Origin of the sequence: Pseudoalteromonas sp. SA25, assembly GCF_011378705.1 — a bacterium.
In the GTDB taxonomy this organism is placed as follows: domain Bacteria; phylum Pseudomonadota; class Gammaproteobacteria; order Enterobacterales; family Alteromonadaceae; genus Pseudoalteromonas; species Pseudoalteromonas arctica.
Window position 1 is genome coordinate 168,054 of sequence record NZ_WTKV01000003.1, and the last position, 20,135, is coordinate 188,188.

Here is a 20,135-nt window from a genome sequence, read left to right on the forward strand (position 1 = left end):
TATTATGACATTGTTTCATTGTAACGAGTTTGGTTCATAATTCGAGCAGATCAGATAAATGGCAGCTACATACGACAAAACGACCCGCAGGTCGTTTTTTGGTATTTAATTTATTAATTGAGCAGTAATTACAGCCAAATTTTTTGTAGCTCAAGCCATTGTTTTTCAAATTGAACACTTGGCTTTGCTTTAAAGTCGCTACGTACAAACTGATTCATTTTGCCTTCAACGTAGGCAAGTAAAAAGTTTGCAAGTGTAAGCTCATCACTTTGAAAGTTTTTACCTTCACGTAATTTACGCTCACGAAGTACTTGTTTAAACTGAGTTTCTAATTTTTCAAACAGACTTTGTACCCGCTCGCGTAAACGTTCCTGCTCACCTTGTAATGCGTCGCCAGTTAAAATACGAGTAATGCCTGGGTTTTTTTCAGCAAAGGTTAGAAGTAATAATAGAATGTTATAAATGCGCGTTTGGCTTTCTTTTTCGTTTTCAATAATAATATTTATACGAGATAAAAGGGTATCTTCAATAAACTCAATTAAGCCCTCAAACATACGCGCTTTGCTCGGAAAATGACGGTATAGCGCGGCTTCAGACACACCCACCTCAGCAGCTAGTTTTGCTGTGGTGATGCGTTGTCCTAAATTAGTTTCTAACATTTGAGCGAGTGCTTGCAGTATTTGCTCTTTGCGATTACTTCTTTTTGTCGCAGGCATGAACATTCCTTTTTATTAGTTATTCTTAGTGGCGCAGTTAAGAACCCTAGTCATTTTTTGTTCAAATGATTGGCGTATGTTAATGTTTTATTCAGTTTGTTTCCAGCCTTTTATAGATGTTTAGCCAGCTGTTCGATCACCTTGCGAGCTATTTCTATTTTACTTGTAGTTGGTAATTCTAGTTGTTCATTGTGCCAGTACAGTGTTAAAGCATTATGATCGGAATTAAACCCTAAGCCACTTTTTGATACGTCATTAGCGCAAATCATATCTAGATTTTTATTCTTTAGTTTACCTTTAGCGTAGCTTTCTACATTTTGAGTTTCGGCGGCAAACCCCACAGTATAAGGACGGTTTTGTTTAAGGTTGGCAATAGCTGCAATTACGTCAGGGTTTTTAGTTAAAGTAAGAGTGAGTTCGTCGCCTTGCTTTTTCATTTTTTGAGTCGCAATGTTTGCAGCTCGATAATCTGCTACAGCAGCGCAGCCAATAAATGCATCTGATTGTGGTGCATAGGTAAGTGACTCAGTTAATAGCTCCTCAGCGCTTTCTATATTGATAAGGTTTACGCCAGTAGGGGCTTTTATAGTGACCGGACCCGAAATTAAATTAACCTTAGCACCGAGTTGCAAAGCGGCTTCTGCCAGTGCATAACCCATTTTTCCAGAGCTGTGATTTGATATAAAACGTACCGGATCGAGAGGCTCACGCGTTGGGCCTGCTGTTATTGTAATTGTTTTTCCTGCAAGTAATTGCGGTTGCTCTTTTGCTATACATAGCGCAACTAGCTCATGAGGCTCTAACATGCGTCCAGCGCCTATATCACCACACGCTTGCTCACCTTTACCCGGGCCCCAAATAAGTACGTTACGTGCTTTTAATGTGGCTAAATTAGCTTGTGTTGCTGCGTGTGCATACATTTGCTGGTTCATGGCTGGTGCAACTGCGACTTTTGCAGGCGTTGCTAGCAGTAACGTCGTTAGTAGGTCGTCAGCAATGCCGGCTGCCATTTTAGCAATAATATTACACGTCGCTGGAGCAACTAAAATTAAGTCAGCCCATTTTGCAAATTCAATATGCCCCATTGAAGCTTCAGCAGAAGGGTCTAGTAATGAGTCAGAGACTGTTTCTCCACTAACGGCTTGCATGGTCAGTGGTGTAATAAAGTGTTTAGCTGATTCGGTCATAACTACTTTTACTTCACAACCAGAGTCTTTTAATCGCCTAACGAGTTCTGCACATTTATAAGCTGCAATACCGCCGGTAATACCTAGTACAATTTTTTTGTTTGTTAAGTTAGTCATGGATGTTCATCAGTTTTTATTAAATATTGGGCTTAAAATAACAAATCTTTACCCATACAGCGAAGTTTTTTAATTCGAAATAACAGGCTAAATTTCAAATTTGCATTACATTTATAAGACACTTTCGCCTCTCAAGGATGAATAATGCAACTTACTTCACTACCAAACTCACTTCGACCTCGTGAAAAGCTCATAGCAAAGGGGGCTAAGGCGCTGACTGACGCAGAGCTTCTTGCCATATTTTTACGAACAGGGTTGCCAGGAATGAATGTAATTGAGTTGGCTCAGCATTTATTAAACGAGAATAAAACACTTCATAATTTGTTTAATGCCAGCATTGAGGAGTTTTGCTCTCAAAAGGGGTTAGGGACCGCTAAGTATGTTCAGCTACAAGCTGTGTTAGAGCTAAGCCAACGTTATATGCAGGAGCGTTGCCAACGAGACGCCGTGTTTAATTCGCCAAACTCAGTTTACGATTACCTAACAATTCAAATGCGGGGCTTACAACAAGAAGTATTTATGGTGTTATACCTAGATAGCCAAAATAGATTAGTAAAAGATGAAATACTTTTTTATGGCACAATTAATTCTGCCAGTGTTTATCCGCGTGAAGTTGTAAAGGCTGCCCTTAAAAATAATGCAGCCGCTGTTATTTTTGCGCATAATCATCCAAGTGGTATTGCAGAACCGAGCCAAGCAGACAAACTTATTACTAATAAATTGCAGCAAGCACTGCAATTGGTCGACATAAGTGTGCTCGATCACATCATTGTTGGTGGAGAAACGTGTGTTTCGTTTGCCGAGCGAGGCCTGATTTAGCTTTGTTAGATACAGAAGTGTGTTAAAAATGAGCGGTTTAACGTGTTTTGGCAAATTAGTTTAATTTAAATGCAGTTTTTACTTTCCCTAAGGGCATTCGATCTTTATAATTAGCCGCTATCAAATTTACATATATGAGCTGATTGGATAGATCAGTGTTTGATCTTTGCCTGTAAAAGCTGTATAAAGAGCGCCCTTCGATTTATCTCTAGGGCGGAAATACACGGCCTTAGATTAAATTAAGCTCGAGCGAAGTTATTGGAGATATATAGACATGTCTAAAGTATGTCAAGTTACAGGTAAGCGTCCTGCGGTTGGTAATCACCGTTCACACGCGAGAAACGCGACTAGACGTCGTTTCCTACCTAACCTACAAACACACCGTTTTTGGGTTGAAAGTGAAAAACGTTTTGTAACATTACGCACTACTACTAAAGGTATGCGTATTATCGATAAAAAAGGCATCGACACGGTTCTTACAGAAATCCGTGCTCGCGGCGTTAAAGTTTAAGGATCTGAATCATGCGCGATAAAATCCGTTTAGTTTCAACTGCCGGTACTGGTTTTTTCTACACTACTGACAAAAACAAACGTAACATGCCTGAGAAGATGGAAATCAAAAAGTTTGATCCAAAGATTCGTAAACATGTTCTTTTTAAAGAAGCTAAAATTAAGTAATTTTAGTTCTTTTAGAATTTAAAAACCCAGCTTAGGCTGGGTTTTTTGTTTTTAAAAATATGACTAGTGAATTGATATAAAAAACCTCGTTGGCATAACCAACAAGGCTTTTAAATCAAAAAACGTTATACCAATAGCATTAAATTAGTGAGCTATTTAATGCGATAAAATAATCATGTTTTTAATAAACTTGGTATCATTAGATTTTTGTGAATGCATCTTGTAGTGGTGGTACTACTTGCTTTTTACGGCTCAGTACACCATCTAACCATACTTTATCATTCTCTGGTTTTACACCGTAAGCCTGCTCAACTAAGTTTGCATCGTCAGATACAATTAGCATTTCTGAGCCTTCTTTCATTATATCGGTAAGCAGTAAAAATACAGAGTGGCGATTACCCTCAACTTTTAGCTTAGCAATATCGGCTGCAAGGTCTGCTTTAATATCGTCAAAAACAGCAAGGTCGATTACTTCTAGTTGGCCAATGCCTACTAGGTTACCGTTCATGTTGAAATCTTTAAAGTCACGCATTACTAAATCACGTGCTGGTGTGTTTTCTACCGCAGATTTAACGCGGAACATATCCATACCAAGTTCTTTAAAGTCTTCGATGCCTGCAATTTCAGCTAGCGCTTCAACACATTTAATATCGGCAGTGGTACATGTTGGTGATTTAAATATGACTGTGTCGCTTAAAATTGCACACATCATAATGCCCGCGATGTCTTTAGGGATTTCTACGCTGTAGAAGTCGTACATCATTTTAATAATGGTGTTTGAACAACCAACAGGACGAATCCAACATTCAAGCGGAGTAGATGATGTTAAGTCACCTAATTTGTGGTGATCTACCACGCCAACAACGCGAGCTTGGTCGATATCATCGGGTGCTTGTGTTTTTTCTGTGTGATCTACAATATACACATCTTCACCCGCGTAGCTTAATTTAAGCTCTGGTGCTTCGAAGCCAAATTTATCAAGGATAAATTGAGTTTCAGGTGAAATTTCACCAAGACGAGTTGGAATTGCAGGCTCATCGATTTGGTTTTTTAAATAAGCCAGTGCAATTGCACCACAAATAGAATCTGAATCTGGGATTTTATGGCCCACTACATACATAGACATTGACGGAACTCCTTTAAATTTGCCGATATTCTAACAAAGTCTGCGGCCTTTAACATATAGACAGCGCAATTAAGTTTTAGTTACACTTTAAAATCTTGAATTTACTAGGTGTATTAATATGCGACTGGGCCGTAAAGGTTGGAACAACGTTATAATATTTTCGATGTTGATTATGATCTTCTTCTTAAATGGCTGGCATAAGCAACTTTTGGGAGGGGAGGATAAACCAACATTACAAGCCGTACTCCCCCAGCAAAGTTTTGTACTGACACTGCAATTTGTTGATCAAAAAATTGAGCGAATAGGAACAAGCTGGCGTACAACCCCACTACAAAAAGACATACCGCTTGTGTGGCAAGCATCTGAGCAGCAACTTAGTGATTTAATTAACCAATGGCAAAGCGCGCAGTTAATGGGTGTTAACGAATCTGTTGTTTTTAATCCTAATGCACCTTTATATGTTGCTACATTTGAGTTGGCTGGCGAGAGTTTACCTTGGGTTTATTTGCTTTATAAAGGCGATGGGCAATATTACTTACTCGAAAAGAGTAGCCAACGAATACTCGCACTCGATTTAAAAACTGCACAGCAGTTATTTCCTAGTTTTGATTTTTCACAAAGTGAGTCTAATTAATGCCTGAATTACCAGAGGTAGAAGTGAGCCGAATGGGCATCACTCCCCACGTACAAAACCAAGTTGTTACAAAGGTAAATATTTACAATGCCAGTATGCGCTGGCCAGTGCCAGATGACGTGTATCAACTTGAAGGGCTAATTGTTACTAGTATTGAACGACGAGCTAAATACTTACTTTTACACTGTGAACTTGGGAGCACTATTTTACATTTGGGTATGTCAGGTAATTTACGTGTTGTAGATAAAAGTGAGCCGCTTAAAAAGCATGACCACGTAGAGTTTATTTTTGGTAACGGTAAAGCACTGCGCTTAAATGATCCTCGTCGCTTTGGTTGCTGCTTATGGCAAGAGCCAGGTGAAGTGCATAAGCTACTCTCTAAGCTTGGTCCTGAGCCGCTTACCGATGATTTTTTTGCTAAACGCGTGTACGAACAGTCGCGCAATAAAAAAGTACCCGTAAAGCAATTTATTATGGATAACGCAGTGGTGGTTGGTGTTGGTAATATTTACGCGAATGAATCGTTATTTAAAGCGGGTATACATCCAAAGCGAGAAGCGGGAAAAGTATCGCTCAAACGTTATCAAGCACTTATCTCTATTATAAAAGACACGCTTGCTGCGGCCATTATGCAAGGTGGTACAACGCTTAAAGACTTTGCACAAAGTGATGGTAAGCCCGGGTATTTTGCTCAAGAGTTATTAGTATATGGGCGCAAAGGCAAGCCATGTATGACGTGTGAAAACGAATTGGAAGAAATTAGATTGGGGCAGCGCAGTACTATTTTTTGCTCAAATTGCCAAAAGTAGTTATCCAGGGCGTGTTGACCTTTCGTGATTGATTTTGCAGCAGACTGTTTGGTATTTAGGCAAGGCAGAGCCTATGTAATGTGGTTATTCCCCATAAATTGGCGATAACGCAGCATAAATGCCAAACATGCGCTGCCCTTTGGGTTCTTTCTAGGGGCGATTAACTCTTTGTTGCTCGATTTTTACTTAGCCCGCTAGGTTACAAACCTCGCGCCGCGATTAAATCGCCCCTAGATTGAACAAATTTCAATCCACAAAGATCAACACGCCCTAGTTATTTGAATATTCAGTTATTTAAATTTTATCGATTCTAAATTTAATGATATTTAAGGGCCAGCTTTAAAAGCGGGTCCTTTATTTTAAAGCTCGAACGGTGCTACACCGACCGCTTTCATTTTATATCCTACCTGCGCGATTTCGCCCGACCATGTTTCTGTACTTATTATTCCGGTTACAACGATTGCGTCGTACAGACTATCTATAGGCACACCACCTTTAATCGTTACATGGACTATTTGATTTGGCGGTGGTGGTGGTACGTGTATACAGGCGCCAAAATAAGGCACGAGTAAAAACTCGGTAATTACTTCGCTATCGCCCTCAAGTGGCACAACAAAACCAGGCAAACTCACCGATTGGCCATCAAGTGCCTTTACCACTGGAGCATCTAAATCGGGTTGCACCCAGTTTTGATCACTACCTTCGTGATTAGCTTGTGCTTGAGTGTCTATCTGCACGTGGTTTTTAGGGATTAAGTCTTCCCAAAAAATTTCTTTTGGTGGATTAGCATAACTCGCTACGCTTATAAATAATAAGCCAATAGCAGCAATGTACTGAAAAGCTGTTTTAAAAAATGTCATAAAATACCTAAAAATTATGCTTTTATACTCATACCATCGCTGAGTGAATAAAAATAAGCGCGAGTAGCGGGTATTAAGCCAATAATAAAACCGGCTGCCATAATAACGCCGATTAAGCCCAGTTCATAGTAAGAGAGTATTGTGATATTTACGCTTATACCGGCATGGCTTTGTAAGTAACCGCTGGCTGAAAAAATAACTAAATAGTAAAGCACACTACCTACTAGGCAACCAAGTAAAGTGGTCAGTAGTGACTCAATACTTATAAGTGTAAATAAATGCCAAGGGCGAGCGCCTACCGAACGTAATATAGCAAGTTCGCGACGACGCTGACTTAAATTTGCAAGCAATGTCGTTAGCATGCCAAGTAGGCTTACTAACACGACAACAGCTGAGAATAGCAAAAGTATTTTTTCTACTATGGCGAGCATTTCCCATAACTCTTTAAGTGTTACGGTTGGCATAATCCCAAGCAGGGCTTCTGGCTTATATTGATTTATATTGCGCCTAATTTGTAGCGTGTATAAAGGCGATTTGAATCCCATTAAAAATGCCGTAATTTGTTTTGGATGCCCAACTAGGTTGTTATGTCCGTCATGCTCATGCTCAAGGCTCGCTTTACCGCCGTGAATTAAATCGATTGCAGCCAAAGGGATATGCAGCGTTTTATCAACAGGCGTGCCAGTAGGGTTTAAAATACCGACGACTTTAAATGGGTTATCGTCATGATGATGAAAGCTGGTGTTCCCCATACCGTGCGATATAACAATAGAGTCGTTAAGTTTATAACCTAATTTATTTGCAACTTCACTACCTAGCACCACTTCGTTAATTGCAGCAAAAGGGTGGCCTTTGTTAAAGGTTAAGTTTTGTTTTTTTGCAAAGCGATAATGGCTAAAGTAATCAAGTGTTGTGCCTAGTACCGCTTGGCCTTTATGGCTGTCGCCTAGGCTTATAGGTATGCTCCATTTTACGCCTCGCTGACTTGTTATGTATTCATAACTTTTCCAGCTTACGCCGTTATTAGTATGGCCAATTCTAAATACTGACGAAAGCAGCAACTGTATGTCGCCGGTACGCGCACCAACAATTAAATCAGTGCCCGAAATAGTATTACTAAAACTACTTTTAGCATCAATTCGTACTCGCTCAATACTTAAAAGTAACATTACACTAATTGCGATAGTAAATAATGTAAGCAGTACACTTGCGCGGCGGTTTAATAAGCTTTTGTAAGCAAGTTTAGCGAGAATCATACTTGTTCCTGCAAGCTTATAAGGTCAATGGAGCGGTCAAATAAAGGCTTTAGTGTTTCATCGTGGCTCACAAATACCAGCGTACTATCAGATAGCTTTGCCTGCTCAAACAGTAGGTTTATAAAGCTTTCACGGTTATTTGTATCGAGTGCAGATGTGGGCTCATCAGCAATTATTAATTCAGGGCTGCCTATAAATGCGCGAGCTGCAGCAACGCGCTGTTGCTGTCCAATACTTAATGTCGCTACATCTTTATGGTGATACTGCGCAGTAAGGCCTAAAGCATTTAATAACCGCATCGCTTCTTTTTGTAAGGCAGAGTTTTTATTTGATGATTGCTTTAATATTTTTTGTTTTCGGCTTTTTGAAAACTCACACCCAAGCGTTATATTTTCAATAGGAGTTAAATAAGGAAGCAGGTTAAAGTTTTGAAAAATGTAGCCAATGTGATCCGCTCTAAAAACATCACGGGTAGTATTGCTTAATGTAGTTAGATTTTGGTCTAAAATTGATACCTCACCGCTGGTGGCTGTATTAATGCCAGCAAGAATCGCTAACAATGTCGATTTACCTGAGCCACTAGGACCGTGTAAAAAAATATGCACACCTTTTTCTATAACTAACTCTTTTATGTTGAGCGTGGGTGAGCTATCGCTTTTATGCCACTTAAAAGTTACGTTTTTTAGGTTGATCATTACTTTATTTTACCATTTCCAATAATTGAGGTTTCTGCGCGTTTTAAATTGCCTAATAATATTAAATGGCTTAGGTTTTAGTTTATCTTCACTTAATAAAAACTCATTTGTTGCAGCAACTACACGTTCACTCGACTGCCCATCAGTATATGGATGAAGCTCTTGGCAATAGTTTTCAATGTTTTTCATAAGTGTTTTAGGGTACGTGAAAGCCTGCTCTAAGGCTTCTTCAACTTTATTAGGGTCTGTTACATTAAGTAGGTGTTTCTCAGGAGCATTATTACAAAAGGTGACCACAGGTTTTCGTTGGACTAAAAACATTAAAAGTACTGATGATGTATCGCATAACATAACATCGGCTGATTTTAATAAAGGGACTACGTCGTCGGTCTCAATAAACGTTAAATTTTGATTGCTTAATGCCTTATATTTGCTCACCAATTCAGTTGGCATTTTTGGATGGAATTGCATTAAAATTCGCCATTTTCCGGTTTCACTAAAATGTTTTATTTGCTCATATAGCTTTGGTGCAAGCGATAGTCGCTTTGAAAATGTAGAGCAGATTAATAAGGTTGGTCGGGTGTCTGATTTATTTGTATAAGGCGTTTCGGTGATGCCATCAAATAATCGGTCAAGAGGAGGCCAGCCAGTTTCTGTTACCTTGAAATAGCCTAGTTTTCTTTGTAAGGCTTTAAAGGGGATTGTTGTATTTGGGCCTTGTGTACAATACAGGTCGAAACAACCTCTAGCTTTAAGATGATCGTTATTCCCTTTTTTATCTAGCTTACCTGCATCAAAGCCATGAAACACACCTACTTTGATACCAGGGAAAAAAGTGGGTATTAAATTAGCCGGTGCAAACGTTGCATCGGGTTTCCATTCGTGAATATCTTCTATTGTATTAAGCCGTTTTTCTTCTTTTTTTAAAAAATTAGGATTGACTGCCAAACCTTGTAAAAACCAGCGCACTTCGCCACCATTAGCTAGTACTGCAGCCTGAATAGGCCTCAAGATAGCGTACGAATAATTTTGAGAGATATACATCAAGTATTTTTTATTTTTAGTGGCAGTTAAGTAGTTCAAGCTATCTCCTCAGGCTGGTTGGCACATTAAGTTTACCCCATTGCGACTCGCTTATAAATATATGCCTTTATTTGTTTTAAGCATCCGATTGAGCTTTGAGGTTGGCTAGATTATTATACAGCCCATATAACCCCATACCATACTTTGCTCAAAGAGCATCCCTAACCCCGGAGATAGCATGACTAGCTATAAAGTTTTAGACGTAAACGATGATTTACCCATTCGTACCAAAGGTGAAGTACACAGCGGTAAAGTTCGTTCAGTTTATTGGTTAACTGATGAAGACAGCGCACGATTAATTAAAGACAAAGGCTACCAAGTACCGACAGGTACTGAGCTTGCGATTATGGTTATTTCAGACCGAATTTCTGCATTTGATTGCATTTGGCAAGGCGAAAATGGTTTAAATGGCGTGCCAGGTAAAGGTATAGCGTTAAACTCAGTGGCAGCCCATTGGTTTAAGTTATTTGATAAAGCGGGTCTTGCGGGTAATCATATTGTTGATATTCCGCATCCGTATGTGTGGATTGTACGCAAAGCCAGTACCGTAAAAGTAGAGGCAATTGCTCGCCAATATATTACGGGCAGCATGTGGCGTGACTACGCTAAAGGCATACGTAACTTTTGTGGTATTGACTTACCAGAAGGCTTAAAAGCGAACCAAAAGCTTGATAACGTTTTAATTACGCCATCAACAAAAGGTATTATTGAAGGCGTTGCTGATATTCCGCCAGTTGATGATGTAAATATAACTCGCGCTAACATTACTAATAACTTAGATGTATTTAACTTTAAATCGGCAGATGACGTAACCAAATACGAAAAACTGTTAGTTGAAGGTTTTAAATTAATTAGTGATGAGCTAGCGAAGCTTAACCAAATTTTTGTAGATACAAAATTTGAGTTTGGTTATGTAGAGGATTTAAATGGCGCGCAACAGCTTATATATATTGATGAAGTAGGCACGCCTGATTCGTCACGTATTTGGGATGAAGCTGCATACAAAAATGGTAAAATTGTTGAAAATTCTAAAGAAGGTTTTCGCCAATTACTTATTAATAATGTGCCAGAGAGCGACGTATTATTAAATAAAGATCGCATGAGTGAGCGTGAGCAATTAGCAAAAGATTATATTTTACCAGAATCAGTAATGCTTGAAGTGTCAAATACCTATGTTGGCATAGCGAGCAAAATTGTAGGTAAAGATATTGTGATCCCAGAGAATCCTCGCCAAGAAGTAATTACTATTTTAGATAACGATTACGGATTAATTGTTAAATAGCAGCACTTAAGTGCTAACAAAGCCAGTAACTAAGTCTTTATTTTTAGTTACTGGGCTATAATTCTTGCAATTAGTGCTCGTCTCTAATTAACTTAACCTAACATTAATATTTAGGTGTTGTTATGTTTGAGCGGGCATTGCAAAAGTTTGCTAAAAGTCATTACTTTTTAGCTATAGGTTTGTTTTTTAGTCAGTTTGCTTTAAGTGCGAATATTGAATTAGTAATAGAAGATCAACACGGCCAAAAGTTATCAGGTGCAGTGGTTGAGCTTAATATTGCTGACAAACAAGCCACACCATCAAATTTGCCCATTGCTATAATGGATCAAGTCCATAAGCAGTTTTTACCCGAATTATTAGTTGTACAACAGGGTCAAAAAGTTAACTTTCCTAACAGCGATAATATTCGCCATCATGTTTATTCTTTTTCACAAGCTAAGCCTTTTCAACTAAGATTATATTCAGGGCAACCAAAAGAGCCCATTACGTTTGAGCAACAAGGGGTTGTTGTTTTAGGGTGTAATATTCATGACTCTATGGTTGGCTATATCTATGTAGCGAGTAGTGAATCCGTATATAAAACAGATAAAAAAGGCTATGTTAGTTTGCCTATTAATACGCTGCCTGCACAAGTGAGTGTGTGGCACCCTTTACAAACAGCGCCATTGGAGAATAAAAAAATGATAACAATTAATTCTCAAAAACAGTTACAGATAACAGTAAACACATCGACCCCAGCACCTAGAAATACCTTTGGTAGTAAGTTTAAGGCTGGTAATGACTAATAGTTTACGAAATCGCATAACCATTTTATGTGTTGGCTTAGTGTTATTAACCACTATGGTCAGCTTGTTTAGTTTTTGGTGGTCTACGAGTAAGTTTCAAGAAGAAAAAGTAAATCAAGACATTACCGTAGCGCAAAATGTTTATAAGCAATATTTAAAATCAAAAGAAAGCCTACTACTAACCGCAGCAAAAGTACTCACCTCCGACTTTGGTTTTAAGCAAGCTGTAGCAACGCGGGATGCCGGGACAATAAGCAGTGTGTTGTTTAATCATAGTCAGCGTATTGATGCCGAATTAATGCTGCTACTTGATTTATCGGGTAGGCTAATTTCCGCCAATACTGACGAAGACGCTTTTGCACATAACTTAAAGCCGTTAATGGAAGAGCTTTTAAGTGCGCCAGAAGAGTCTAGTTTTGTGGTGCTAAATAACGAGCTTTACCAAATTATTTTATTACCCGTAAGAGCGCCACGTACAGTGGCCTATAGTTTGGTGGGTTTTAAAATTGATGACAATGTAGCCCATGAACTAAAAAGCTTAACAGGCATGGATGTGAGCTTTATAGGTAGCGCTGACGATATTGTTATTAGTTCATTAGCTAATCGCCCTGAGCAATTTGAACCTGTTAGCTATTTTAGTACGGTAACCACATCGCGTTTTTTTGGTGAGTATTTGGTGTATCGTAACCGAGATATAGATTTACCATCGTTGTTGACCCATCCTATAATTATTTTACTGAGCGCCGATTTAACACAAAGTTATAGTGACTTCGAAAAACTTCTTTTTACACTTATTATTTTAGCTATTTTAACTATGTTTGTAGGTGTTATTACGAGCAGCATATTTGCAAATAACTTAACTACGCCACTTACTCAACTAGCTGTAATAGCAAGGCAATTTGCACAAGGTAATTATACTTTTGAATTTAAAGGGCGAAGGCAAAGTACCGAAATAGACACGCTAGTCGCAGCGTTTGATAGCATGGGTAATGATATTAATCAGCGCGAGCAACAAATTAGCTTTCAAGCCAGACACGACTCCTTAACAGGCTTTTATAACCGCTCAGCCATGCTTGAGGTGCTTGATGATGAGTTAGATTCATCAGCCGAGTACACGCTCGTTGCAATAGACATAAAGGGTCTTCGCCATATAAACGATAAGCTCGGTCCGCGTATTGGTGATGACTGCCTAAAGGCGGTTGCTTGCAGAATAAGTGAGTTTTCGGATGAGTTAGGGGGCTTTCATGCTCGTATTGGCGGCGATGAGTTTTTAACTGTGTTTCCGACGGCTGCAGCGCGCGAACACAAAAGCGGGATTGTTGGCTTAATGGCACAATTACAAGCGTGCTACACCATTCAAAAACTAAAAATTAACTTACGCTTTAGTGCGGGCATTGTGCAGTATCCTACCCAAGGAATTGCAAGTGATGACTTAATGCGCCGCGTGCTAATTGCTGTTGAAAGTGCTGCAAACACACAAGAGAGCATACATTATTATCAAAATGGTGAAGACGAGGCGCACTTAGAGCGCTTAATAATGCTTGATGAATTAAAGCAGGCTATTAGTGATGATGATGGTCAGCTATTTATGACCTATCAGCCAAAATTACACATGAAAACGCAAAAAATAGATAAAGTTGAGTCACTTATTCGCTGGCAGCGAAAAGATGGTAGCTGGGTTAATCCTGAACTGTTTATTGACTTAGCTGAGCAGTCGGGGCTTATTGTTGAGCTTACTGGGTGGGTTGTTAATACGGTTGTAGCACAAGTAGCTGATTGGCAGTTTAAAAATATAAACTTACAGGCTGCAATAAATGTATCTGCGCAAGACATAGCATTTCCGGGCTTTCATGCTGCATTAGTTCGTACGCTTAAAAAGTACAAAGTAGATCCTAAGCTGATCACTATTGAGCTTACTGAGCGCGATATGATCGAAAACGAAGAAAAAGGTATCAAAGCGCTCGAAAACCTAAAGGCAATTGGCGTTAAAATATCATTAGATGATTATGGTGTAGGGCAAACATCACTTGGTCGATTAAAAATGTTACCGATTGATGAGCTTAAGCTAGATAAGTGCTTTATCCTAAAACTTGATGAATCGCAAAAAGATCAATTTATAGTGCAATCATCAATTACGTTGGGGCATCAGCTAGGTTTCTCGGTTGTAGCTGAGGGGGTTGAAACACTTGGCTCATTAAATTTACTTAGAAGTATGCAGTGTGACCATGCACAAGGCTATTACTTAAGTAGGCCTTTAAAAGCAGAACTATTAGAAGAATGGCTGGAGGAATACTATGAAAAAAATTAAATACTTATTAGCAAGTTTGTTTTTAATAATTAGTGTACCGAGCATTGCAAGCAATGGAAAACTGCTAGCTACGCCGGGAGTTTCTCAAATTGAAGGCAGTGGCGGCGGTGGTATTGTACCGTGGGCACAACTTGCTGGGTACGCAAGTGATGACGAATTTTCGGTAAATGGCTTTTGTAGCCGCGCAGATGTAACCGACTACACACTTGACGTATGTGGTGCACAACTTAATTTATTTAATCGCGTTGAGCTCAGTTATGCCCAACAGCGCTTTGATGTACCAGCACTTGATGCTGAAATAGAGCAATCAATTACAGGTGCTAAAATACGTTTATATGGTGATATTGTTTACAGTGATTGGCCACAACTTAGCTTAGGTATTCAGCATAAATCACTGGATGATGGCAGTATTGCAACACTTGTAGGCGCAGAAGATACTAGCGGCACTGACTACTACCTCGCTGCTAGTAAATTACATTTAGGGGCCATTGCTGGTTATAACTGGTTTTGGAACGTAACTACACGATACAGCGAAGCTAATCAACTTGGTTTGCTTGGCTACGGTGGAGAAAATGGTAGTGGTAAAGTGCTATTTGAAGGCAGCACAGCACTATTTTTTAGTCGTGAAGTCGCCGTAGGTGTTGAGTATCGTCAAAAATCAAATAACTTAAACTTAGGCGAACAAGATTGGAAAGACTTATTTGTAGCATGGATGCCTAATAAGCACGTAAGTGTGACAGCGGCTTACCTTGATTTAGGAAGCATTGCAGGAGCTGACGATCAAACAGGTTGGTATTTATCGGTAACAGGGTATTGGTAATGAAAAGCGTTGGTATTTTTATAGTATGCGTAGGATTGCTTTGTAGTTGTGCTAGCTCAACACAATTATCGCTTTATCAAAAGCTCGATGGTAAAGCGGGGATAGGCAGAATTGTTGATAGCTTTATCTATCAAATAGGTAATGACGAGCAGATAATTCATTACTTTGAACACAGCAATATAGCGTACTTTCGCCAAGGGTTTATTACTCATATGTGTATGTTAGTAGAAGGCCCATGTACATACGATGGCGACTCTATGGTAGCAATCCATACAGGTATGCATATTACAGAGAAAGACTTTAATCATGTGGTTGATTTACTTATAAATGCAATGAATGAGCAGAACATTAGCCATAGTTTGCAAAACGATATTCTCTCTAGAATGGCACCACTTCGTGGTGAAATTATAAAAATGTAGCCATAAAGGCTTTAAAGTAATTATTAAGTAAAGGGAACCTTGCTTTGATGTCATTGTCCACTTAGAATTATTTCATAAAAACAATAATTGGCAAATATAGCTTGTATGGCTTACCTATTTATCTCTCGCAAAAATGTACACGCAAAATACTATAGAAAAATAATCAAAAAATTGTCGATGGATTGCCAATTACATATCATGGGAGCCCCTAAGCTTTCTGCTGTTAAGTATTTAAAAGATGCGTTTCAAGTTAATTTTACTGATGTAGTTAACTCTCAGCTAAAACGCAAAAGAGCACGTAATGCTATCTGGAATAATTCTATCATTACTGCTGTTTACAGTGCTGGGTTAGTTTTATTTGAACGATTACGATACGCTAAGTATTTAGCCTTATTAACCGAGACTAATCCTGAGTGCATTGTTATTTGGAACGGCAATAAACTTCCAAATACGACCGTTGCTATGGCTGCAAAAGCATTAGGTGTTAAGCAGTTTTATTATGAAAATGGTTTACTACCCGATACAAGTAGCTTGGACCCTAGCGGTATTAACTATAATGCGTCGTTAAGCCGTAACCCTTCTTTTTACCTAAATTTTGACCCACAAAATAAGTTAAATTTTTGTGCGCCGGATTTAATTCCAAGAGCTGATCATAAAAAGCGCTGTGAATTTGAATGCGCCGATGTGCCAGAACGCTATATATTTGCGCCTTTTCAAGTACCTCACGATACTCAATTAGCTAGCTTTTCTCCGTGGATAAACTCTATGGACATGTTTTACGACGAGGTGATTAAAGCGGTCAAAAGCTTAAACGATCCAAGTTTAAAAGTGGTTTTTAAAGAGCATCCGTCGTGGCATAAACATTACGCTCATCTTTATGAAAAAGATCCGATTGCAATTTTTGCTAATGGAAATCAAACAAGTGATTTGATTAAGTGCGCTGAAGCCGTATTAACGATTAATTCAACGGTCGGCTTAGAAGCATTGCTGCTAAATAAACGAGTTTTAACTCTTGGACAAGCCTGTTACAACATTGAGGGTTTGGTAAAGCATGCAAGCACTGCAGAGCAGCTAGCAGAGAATATGAACGAAGTAGTGCAGGGCTGGCAACCAAATACATTATTAAAGGATAAGTTTTTTAGCTTTATTGAACATGTATATTGTATTCCTGGCGTTTGGAAACACACTGAAGATAAACACATTAAAGCGATTGAAGCGCGTTTTACGGGTAATGACGAGTTTGCTAAGTATCATGGTGATAAGGAATCGTAGTGAAAAACCTAATTAGCTGTCAGCAATTACACGATCAACTTAATAATCCTGCATTAGTGATATTTGATGCAGGTATGCTGCGCCCAGGTGTTTTGGGTACTTATTCGCCGCAAGCAATGCTGCCTAACGCTAAACGTTTTGACATAAAAAACGAATTAGCCGATAGATCAAATCCCTTACCAAGTACGGTATGCAGCGAGCAGCAGTTTACCCACATGATGCAAAATGCAGGCGTACATAACGACTCGTTTATAGTTGTATACGAAGATGGCGGTTTATTTAGCGCAGCAAGAGCGTGGTGGATGTTTAAAGCTATGGGGCATCACAATGTTAAAGTACTCAGTGGTGGCCTTAAAAAGTGGTTAGAGAGCGATTACGCCACACAACAAGGTTATAGCAAAGCGTCAGGTAAAGGTGATTTTACGGCAAACTATAACTCTGCGTATTTTATTAATAGCCAACAAGTGGTTGACGTAATCGATGAGCCCAGCACTGCATTGCTAGATGCACGTGCTTATAAGCGTTTTACAGGCGAAGAAAGTGAACCCCGAAAAGGCATGCGTAGCGGGCATATCCCAAATAGTCGCTCGTTACCTTTTATGGATTTACTTAATAAAGGTGAAGCCAAACCACTTACTGAAATTAAAGCGATATTTAATGACGTGGTCGGGGATGCACAGCAGCTACAATTTAGCTGTGGCTCAGGTATTACAGCCTGTGTTTTAGCGTTATTTGCTACTGAATGTGGTTACAGTAATTTAAGTGTTTTTGATGGCTCGTGGAGTGAGTGGGGCGCAAGTGATTCATTGCCCATCGCCACGGGAGAAAAGTAGACGTGTTGGATATGTAAAGCTTGCTCACGTTAAAAGCGCAGCGCCTCTAAACCTCTTTGTGAATAACAGCATTTAAAAATATTACTCACAAGGAGAAGTGAAAGAGAAGAAAATGAGAAGGTAAAAACCAGTGCTTACTCGTATTTGAATACTATTTTTATACAATCACTTACTCTAAAAGCGCAGCGCCTCTAAACCTCTTTGTGAATAACAGTACTTAAAAATATTACTCACAAGGAGAAGTGAAAGAGAAGAAAGTGAGAAGGTAAAAACCAGTGCTTACTCGTATTTGAATACTATTTTTATACAATAACTTACTCTAAAAGCGCAGCGCCTCTAAACCTCTTTGTGAATAACAGTACTTAAAAATATTATTCACAAGAAGAAGTGAAAGAGAAGAAAATGAGAAGGTAAAAACCAATGTTTGCTCGTATTTGTATTAAATGGTTTTTATTTTCTAAAACCATAAGGGCAATTTTTACAACCATTTTTGCAGCACGAACCACGCTTTAAAAAAAACCACTTACTAAATATCATGTAACCACTTTGCATGGTGTAGTCGAGCCCTTCAATTAAATTGTCGTTACCTCTAAATTGTTTTGCAAAGTCTATTTGAGTTTTAATAGGTTGTGTATAAACACCCTTTAAAAAAGTATTTATTTTATTAAGCGTGCACTTGCGGCATAAACAACTTGTTGCTGTGATATCAAGCGGTAAAATAGCCGGCAGCTCATTGCACCAACACGCTGATATATCGTCTACATTACACGTTAGAGTACTGTGGCATTGAGTGCAGTTAAGTTCAGTCATTATAATTCTTTTTAGTAACAGTGAGCCAAGAATAACAAATATTATGAATACACAAAAAGCATTAGCTGAATTTATTACATTTGGTGAGCAAAGGGACGAAGCTATATCGGTTATCGTTTCAAGCCCTGCTGATAGCAATAAAACTCATTATACTCTCTCAACCAAGGTTTTAATTGATGTTCTTAAGCGCTGTTTAAGTAACGAAATAGACTTAGATGATTTAGAGCTTTGGGCAAACGTAATTGAATCGCGAGATGACATTGATTGTGCAGAGCATGAAGGTTTTATTTATGCGCTCAGTAATAGCGAGCAAATGGGAGAGCTTAATCATCAAAAGCTTGCTCAAATAGTTGCGTTAGTAAAAATTTGATTTGTTTAAAAAGCGAGGTGTAAAACCTCACCTACAATATGAAACATAAACTTGTAGGTGCGAATTTACTTCGCGCTCATGTAACGTGGCTTTGGTGTTTAAAAAGCGAAGTGTAAAACCTCACCTAATAAAAAACCGCATTTCAATTGAATGCGATTTTTTAAATTGAAGACAATCGTTTTAAGCGATTATTTATGATATCCCAAGCACGTTTCGACTTCGTTTTTAGAACCTAAAATAACGGCTACACGCTGGTGGATTGCATCAGGCTGAATATCCATAATACGTTCGGTACCGGTTGATGCTATACCGCCAGCTTGCTCTACTAACATAGCCATTGGGTTTGCTTCGTAAAGTAGGCGTAATTTATTTGGCTTTTTAGGATCTTTGGTGTCGGTAGGGTAAGTAAATAAACCGCCACGGCTAAGCACGCGATGTACATCGCCCACCATTGCTGCAATCCAGCGCATATTAAAGTTTTTAGCGCGCGGGCCTGTATCGCCTGCTAGCAAATCATCGATGTAGTTTTGCATCGCTGGTTGCCAATGGCGTTGGTTAGACGTATTAATGGCAAATTCGTTTGTATCAGCAGGGATTTCGGCAAAATCTTGTGTAAGTAAAAAGCTGCCTTGTGTTTTATCAAGGGTAAACATGCGCGTGCCTTTACCTGTAGTCAGCGCAAGCATTGTTGACGGGCCGTAAAGTACGTAACCTGCTGCAACTTGCTTATGACCTGGCTGCATAAAAATGCTTTCATCAGCAGCGTCGGAACCTTCAGGCGCTTCCATAATAGAAAATATAGTACCGACAAGAGAGTTAATATCGGTATTTGACGAGCCATCGAGTGGGTCAAATGCCACTATAAATTTAGCGTCTGGGTTACCTGCTACTGTGTAGTCTTCTTCTTCAGAAGCGATTGCTTTAACCGTACCTGATTCCAGTAAAATATCTTTTAACAGCTGATTAGATAATACATCGAGCTTTTTTTGAGTTTCACCTTGAATGTTTTCATCAAGGGTTGAGCCTAATACGCCAGAAAGCGCGCCTTGACCAACGCGAAACGAAATTTCTTTACATGCCGCTAAAATTGTTCGAATTAATGATAAAAGTTCTCTTGAACAACCATCTTCTAGTAATACTGGAGGGAGTCTACGCATTCTATTTTCCTGATAACGTGTTAAAACCAATCATAATGTGAGAGAGATTAGCTTAGAGCGCTGAAATTCGTCTTAAATAACTGTATTGTTTAAATAGCA

At 39.0% G+C, this 20,135-nt stretch carries 22 protein-coding genes; 13 read left to right on the forward strand and 9 right to left on the reverse strand.

Features of this window, described 5'->3' with window-relative positions; all coding sequences use genetic code 11:
* Nucleotides 1-128 precede the first annotated feature (128 nt).
* Both slmA and coaBC read right to left on the reverse strand, forming a co-directional pair.
* Complete coding sequence (gene slmA, locus GQR45_RS03665; RefSeq protein WP_007581932.1) at nucleotides 129-716, reverse strand: nucleoid occlusion factor SlmA; 588 nt, start codon at nucleotides 714-716, stop codon at nucleotides 129-131.
* 110 nt (nucleotides 717-826) lie between these two features.
* Complete coding sequence (gene coaBC, locus GQR45_RS03670; RefSeq protein ID WP_165725159.1) at nucleotides 827-2,020, reverse strand: bifunctional phosphopantothenoylcysteine decarboxylase/phosphopantothenate--cysteine ligase CoaBC; 1,194 nt, start codon at nucleotides 2,018-2,020, stop codon at nucleotides 827-829.
* Nucleotides 2,021-2,164: 144 nt separating this feature from the next.
* Between coaBC and radC the strand changes: the two genes are divergently transcribed.
* The 3 genes from radC (at nucleotide 2,165) to rpmG (ending at nucleotide 3,517) form a co-directional block, all read left to right on the forward strand.
* Nucleotides 2,165-2,839, forward strand: coding sequence for a DNA repair protein RadC (gene radC / locus GQR45_RS03675; RefSeq protein WP_007581936.1), 675 nt, complete (start codon nucleotides 2,165-2,167; stop codon nucleotides 2,837-2,839).
* A 274-nt stretch (nucleotides 2,840-3,113) separates the two neighbouring features.
* Nucleotides 3,114-3,350 carry a 50S ribosomal protein L28 gene (gene rpmB, locus GQR45_RS03680; protein WP_004335549.1) on the forward strand — a complete coding sequence of 79 codons (237 nt, stop codon included), beginning with the start codon at nucleotides 3,114-3,116 and terminating at the stop codon, nucleotides 3,348-3,350.
* 11 nt (nucleotides 3,351-3,361) lie between these two features.
* Nucleotides 3,362-3,517 (forward strand): 50S ribosomal protein L33, encoded by a 156-nt coding sequence (rpmG, locus tag GQR45_RS03685; RefSeq protein ID WP_004335545.1) that lies wholly within the window; start codon nucleotides 3,362-3,364, stop codon nucleotides 3,515-3,517.
* Nucleotides 3,518-3,716: 199 nt separating this feature from the next.
* Here the strand turns inward: rpmG and GQR45_RS03690 are convergent, their stop codons facing one another.
* Nucleotides 3,717-4,643 carry a manganese-dependent inorganic pyrophosphatase gene (locus GQR45_RS03690; RefSeq protein WP_165725160.1) on the reverse strand — a complete coding sequence of 309 codons (927 nt, stop codon included), beginning with the start codon at nucleotides 4,641-4,643 and terminating at the stop codon, nucleotides 3,717-3,719.
* Between the two features lie 118 nt (nucleotides 4,644-4,761).
* Between GQR45_RS03690 and GQR45_RS03695 the strand changes: the two genes are divergently transcribed.
* Nucleotides 4,762-5,277, forward strand: a complete 516-nt coding sequence (locus tag GQR45_RS03695; protein WP_007581940.1) for a hypothetical protein — start codon at nucleotides 4,762-4,764, stop codon at nucleotides 5,275-5,277.
* On the forward strand, nucleotides 5,277-6,086 hold the full coding sequence (gene mutM / locus GQR45_RS03700) for a bifunctional DNA-formamidopyrimidine glycosylase/DNA-(apurinic or apyrimidinic site) lyase (RefSeq protein WP_165725161.1): 810 nt from the start codon (nucleotides 5,277-5,279) through the stop codon (nucleotides 6,084-6,086). Before GQR45_RS03695 ends, mutM begins: the two co-directional genes overlap by 1 nt.
* 359 nt (nucleotides 6,087-6,445) lie before the next feature.
* Here mutM and GQR45_RS03705 read toward each other — a convergent pair whose 3' ends face one another.
* Genes GQR45_RS03705 through GQR45_RS03720 form a run of 4 tightly spaced genes read right to left on the reverse strand, consistent with a single transcriptional unit; the run spans nucleotide 6,446 to nucleotide 9,980 of the window.
* Entirely contained in the window at nucleotides 6,446-6,946 is a 501-nt protein-coding gene (locus GQR45_RS03705; protein ID WP_007581943.1) for a DUF3299 domain-containing protein, read from the reverse strand.
* A 14-nt stretch (nucleotides 6,947-6,960) separates the two neighbouring features.
* A complete protein-coding gene (locus tag GQR45_RS03710; RefSeq protein ID WP_165725162.1) occupies nucleotides 6,961-8,202 on the reverse strand; it encodes an ABC transporter permease in 1,242 nt (413 codons plus the stop codon).
* Nucleotides 8,199-8,897 (reverse strand): ABC transporter ATP-binding protein, encoded by a 699-nt coding sequence (locus tag GQR45_RS03715; RefSeq protein ID WP_165725163.1) that lies wholly within the window; start codon nucleotides 8,895-8,897, stop codon nucleotides 8,199-8,201. The genes GQR45_RS03710 and GQR45_RS03715 overlap by 4 nt, the downstream gene beginning before the upstream one ends.
* 9 nt (nucleotides 8,898-8,906) lie before the next feature.
* A complete protein-coding gene (locus tag GQR45_RS03720; RefSeq protein ID WP_206008526.1) occupies nucleotides 8,907-9,980 on the reverse strand; it encodes a CDP-glycerol glycerophosphotransferase family protein in 1,074 nt (357 codons plus the stop codon).
* 178 nt (nucleotides 9,981-10,158) lie between these two features.
* Between GQR45_RS03720 and GQR45_RS03725 the strand changes: the two genes are divergently transcribed.
* The 7 genes from GQR45_RS03725 (at nucleotide 10,159) to GQR45_RS03755 (ending at nucleotide 17,699) form a co-directional block, all read left to right on the forward strand.
* On the forward strand, nucleotides 10,159-11,262 hold the full coding sequence (locus tag GQR45_RS03725; protein ID WP_010553317.1) for a phosphoribosylaminoimidazolesuccinocarboxamide synthase: 1,104 nt from the start codon (nucleotides 10,159-10,161) through the stop codon (nucleotides 11,260-11,262).
* A 122-nt stretch (nucleotides 11,263-11,384) separates the two neighbouring features.
* Complete coding sequence (locus GQR45_RS03730) at nucleotides 11,385-12,047, forward strand: methylamine utilization protein (RefSeq protein ID WP_007581955.1); 663 nt, start codon at nucleotides 11,385-11,387, stop codon at nucleotides 12,045-12,047.
* Nucleotides 12,040-14,355 carry an EAL domain-containing protein gene (locus GQR45_RS03735; protein WP_165725164.1) on the forward strand — a complete coding sequence of 772 codons (2,316 nt, stop codon included), beginning with the start codon at nucleotides 12,040-12,042 and terminating at the stop codon, nucleotides 14,353-14,355. The genes GQR45_RS03730 and GQR45_RS03735 overlap by 8 nt, the downstream gene beginning before the upstream one ends.
* The gene (locus GQR45_RS03740; protein WP_007581959.1) at nucleotides 14,342-15,175 is read left to right on the forward strand and encodes a DUF3034 family protein; all 834 of its coding nucleotides are present in this window, start codon (nucleotides 14,342-14,344) and stop codon (nucleotides 15,173-15,175) included. The genes GQR45_RS03735 and GQR45_RS03740 overlap by 14 nt, the downstream gene beginning before the upstream one ends.
* On the forward strand, nucleotides 15,175-15,594 hold the full coding sequence (locus GQR45_RS03745; protein WP_007581961.1) for a group 1 truncated hemoglobin: 420 nt from the start codon (nucleotides 15,175-15,177) through the stop codon (nucleotides 15,592-15,594). The genes GQR45_RS03740 and GQR45_RS03745 overlap by 1 nt, the downstream gene beginning before the upstream one ends.
* 177 nt (nucleotides 15,595-15,771) lie before the next feature.
* Entirely contained in the window at nucleotides 15,772-16,866 is a 1,095-nt protein-coding gene (locus GQR45_RS03750) for a capsular biosynthesis protein (protein WP_240920128.1), read from the forward strand.
* On the forward strand, nucleotides 16,866-17,699 hold the full coding sequence (locus GQR45_RS03755; protein WP_165725166.1) for a sulfurtransferase: 834 nt from the start codon (nucleotides 16,866-16,868) through the stop codon (nucleotides 17,697-17,699). The genes GQR45_RS03750 and GQR45_RS03755 overlap by 1 nt, the downstream gene beginning before the upstream one ends.
* Nucleotides 17,700-18,149: 450 nt before the next feature.
* Here GQR45_RS03755 and GQR45_RS03760 read toward each other — a convergent pair whose 3' ends face one another.
* A complete protein-coding gene (locus GQR45_RS03760) occupies nucleotides 18,150-18,509 on the reverse strand; it encodes a DUF5522 domain-containing protein (RefSeq protein ID WP_165725167.1) in 360 nt (119 codons plus the stop codon).
* A 43-nt stretch (nucleotides 18,510-18,552) separates the two neighbouring features.
* On the opposite strand from GQR45_RS03760, the gene GQR45_RS03765 reads away from it, so the two are divergent.
* The gene (locus GQR45_RS03765) at nucleotides 18,553-18,879 is read left to right on the forward strand and encodes a hypothetical protein (protein ID WP_165725168.1); all 327 of its coding nucleotides are present in this window, start codon (nucleotides 18,553-18,555) and stop codon (nucleotides 18,877-18,879) included.
* A gap of 188 nt (nucleotides 18,880-19,067) precedes the next feature.
* On the opposite strand, the gene GQR45_RS03770 is transcribed toward GQR45_RS03765, so the two are convergent.
* Nucleotides 19,068-20,036, reverse strand: a complete 969-nt coding sequence (locus GQR45_RS03770; RefSeq protein WP_007376783.1) for a class 1 fructose-bisphosphatase — start codon at nucleotides 20,034-20,036, stop codon at nucleotides 19,068-19,070.
* Nucleotides 20,037-20,135: the final 99 nt, after the last annotated feature.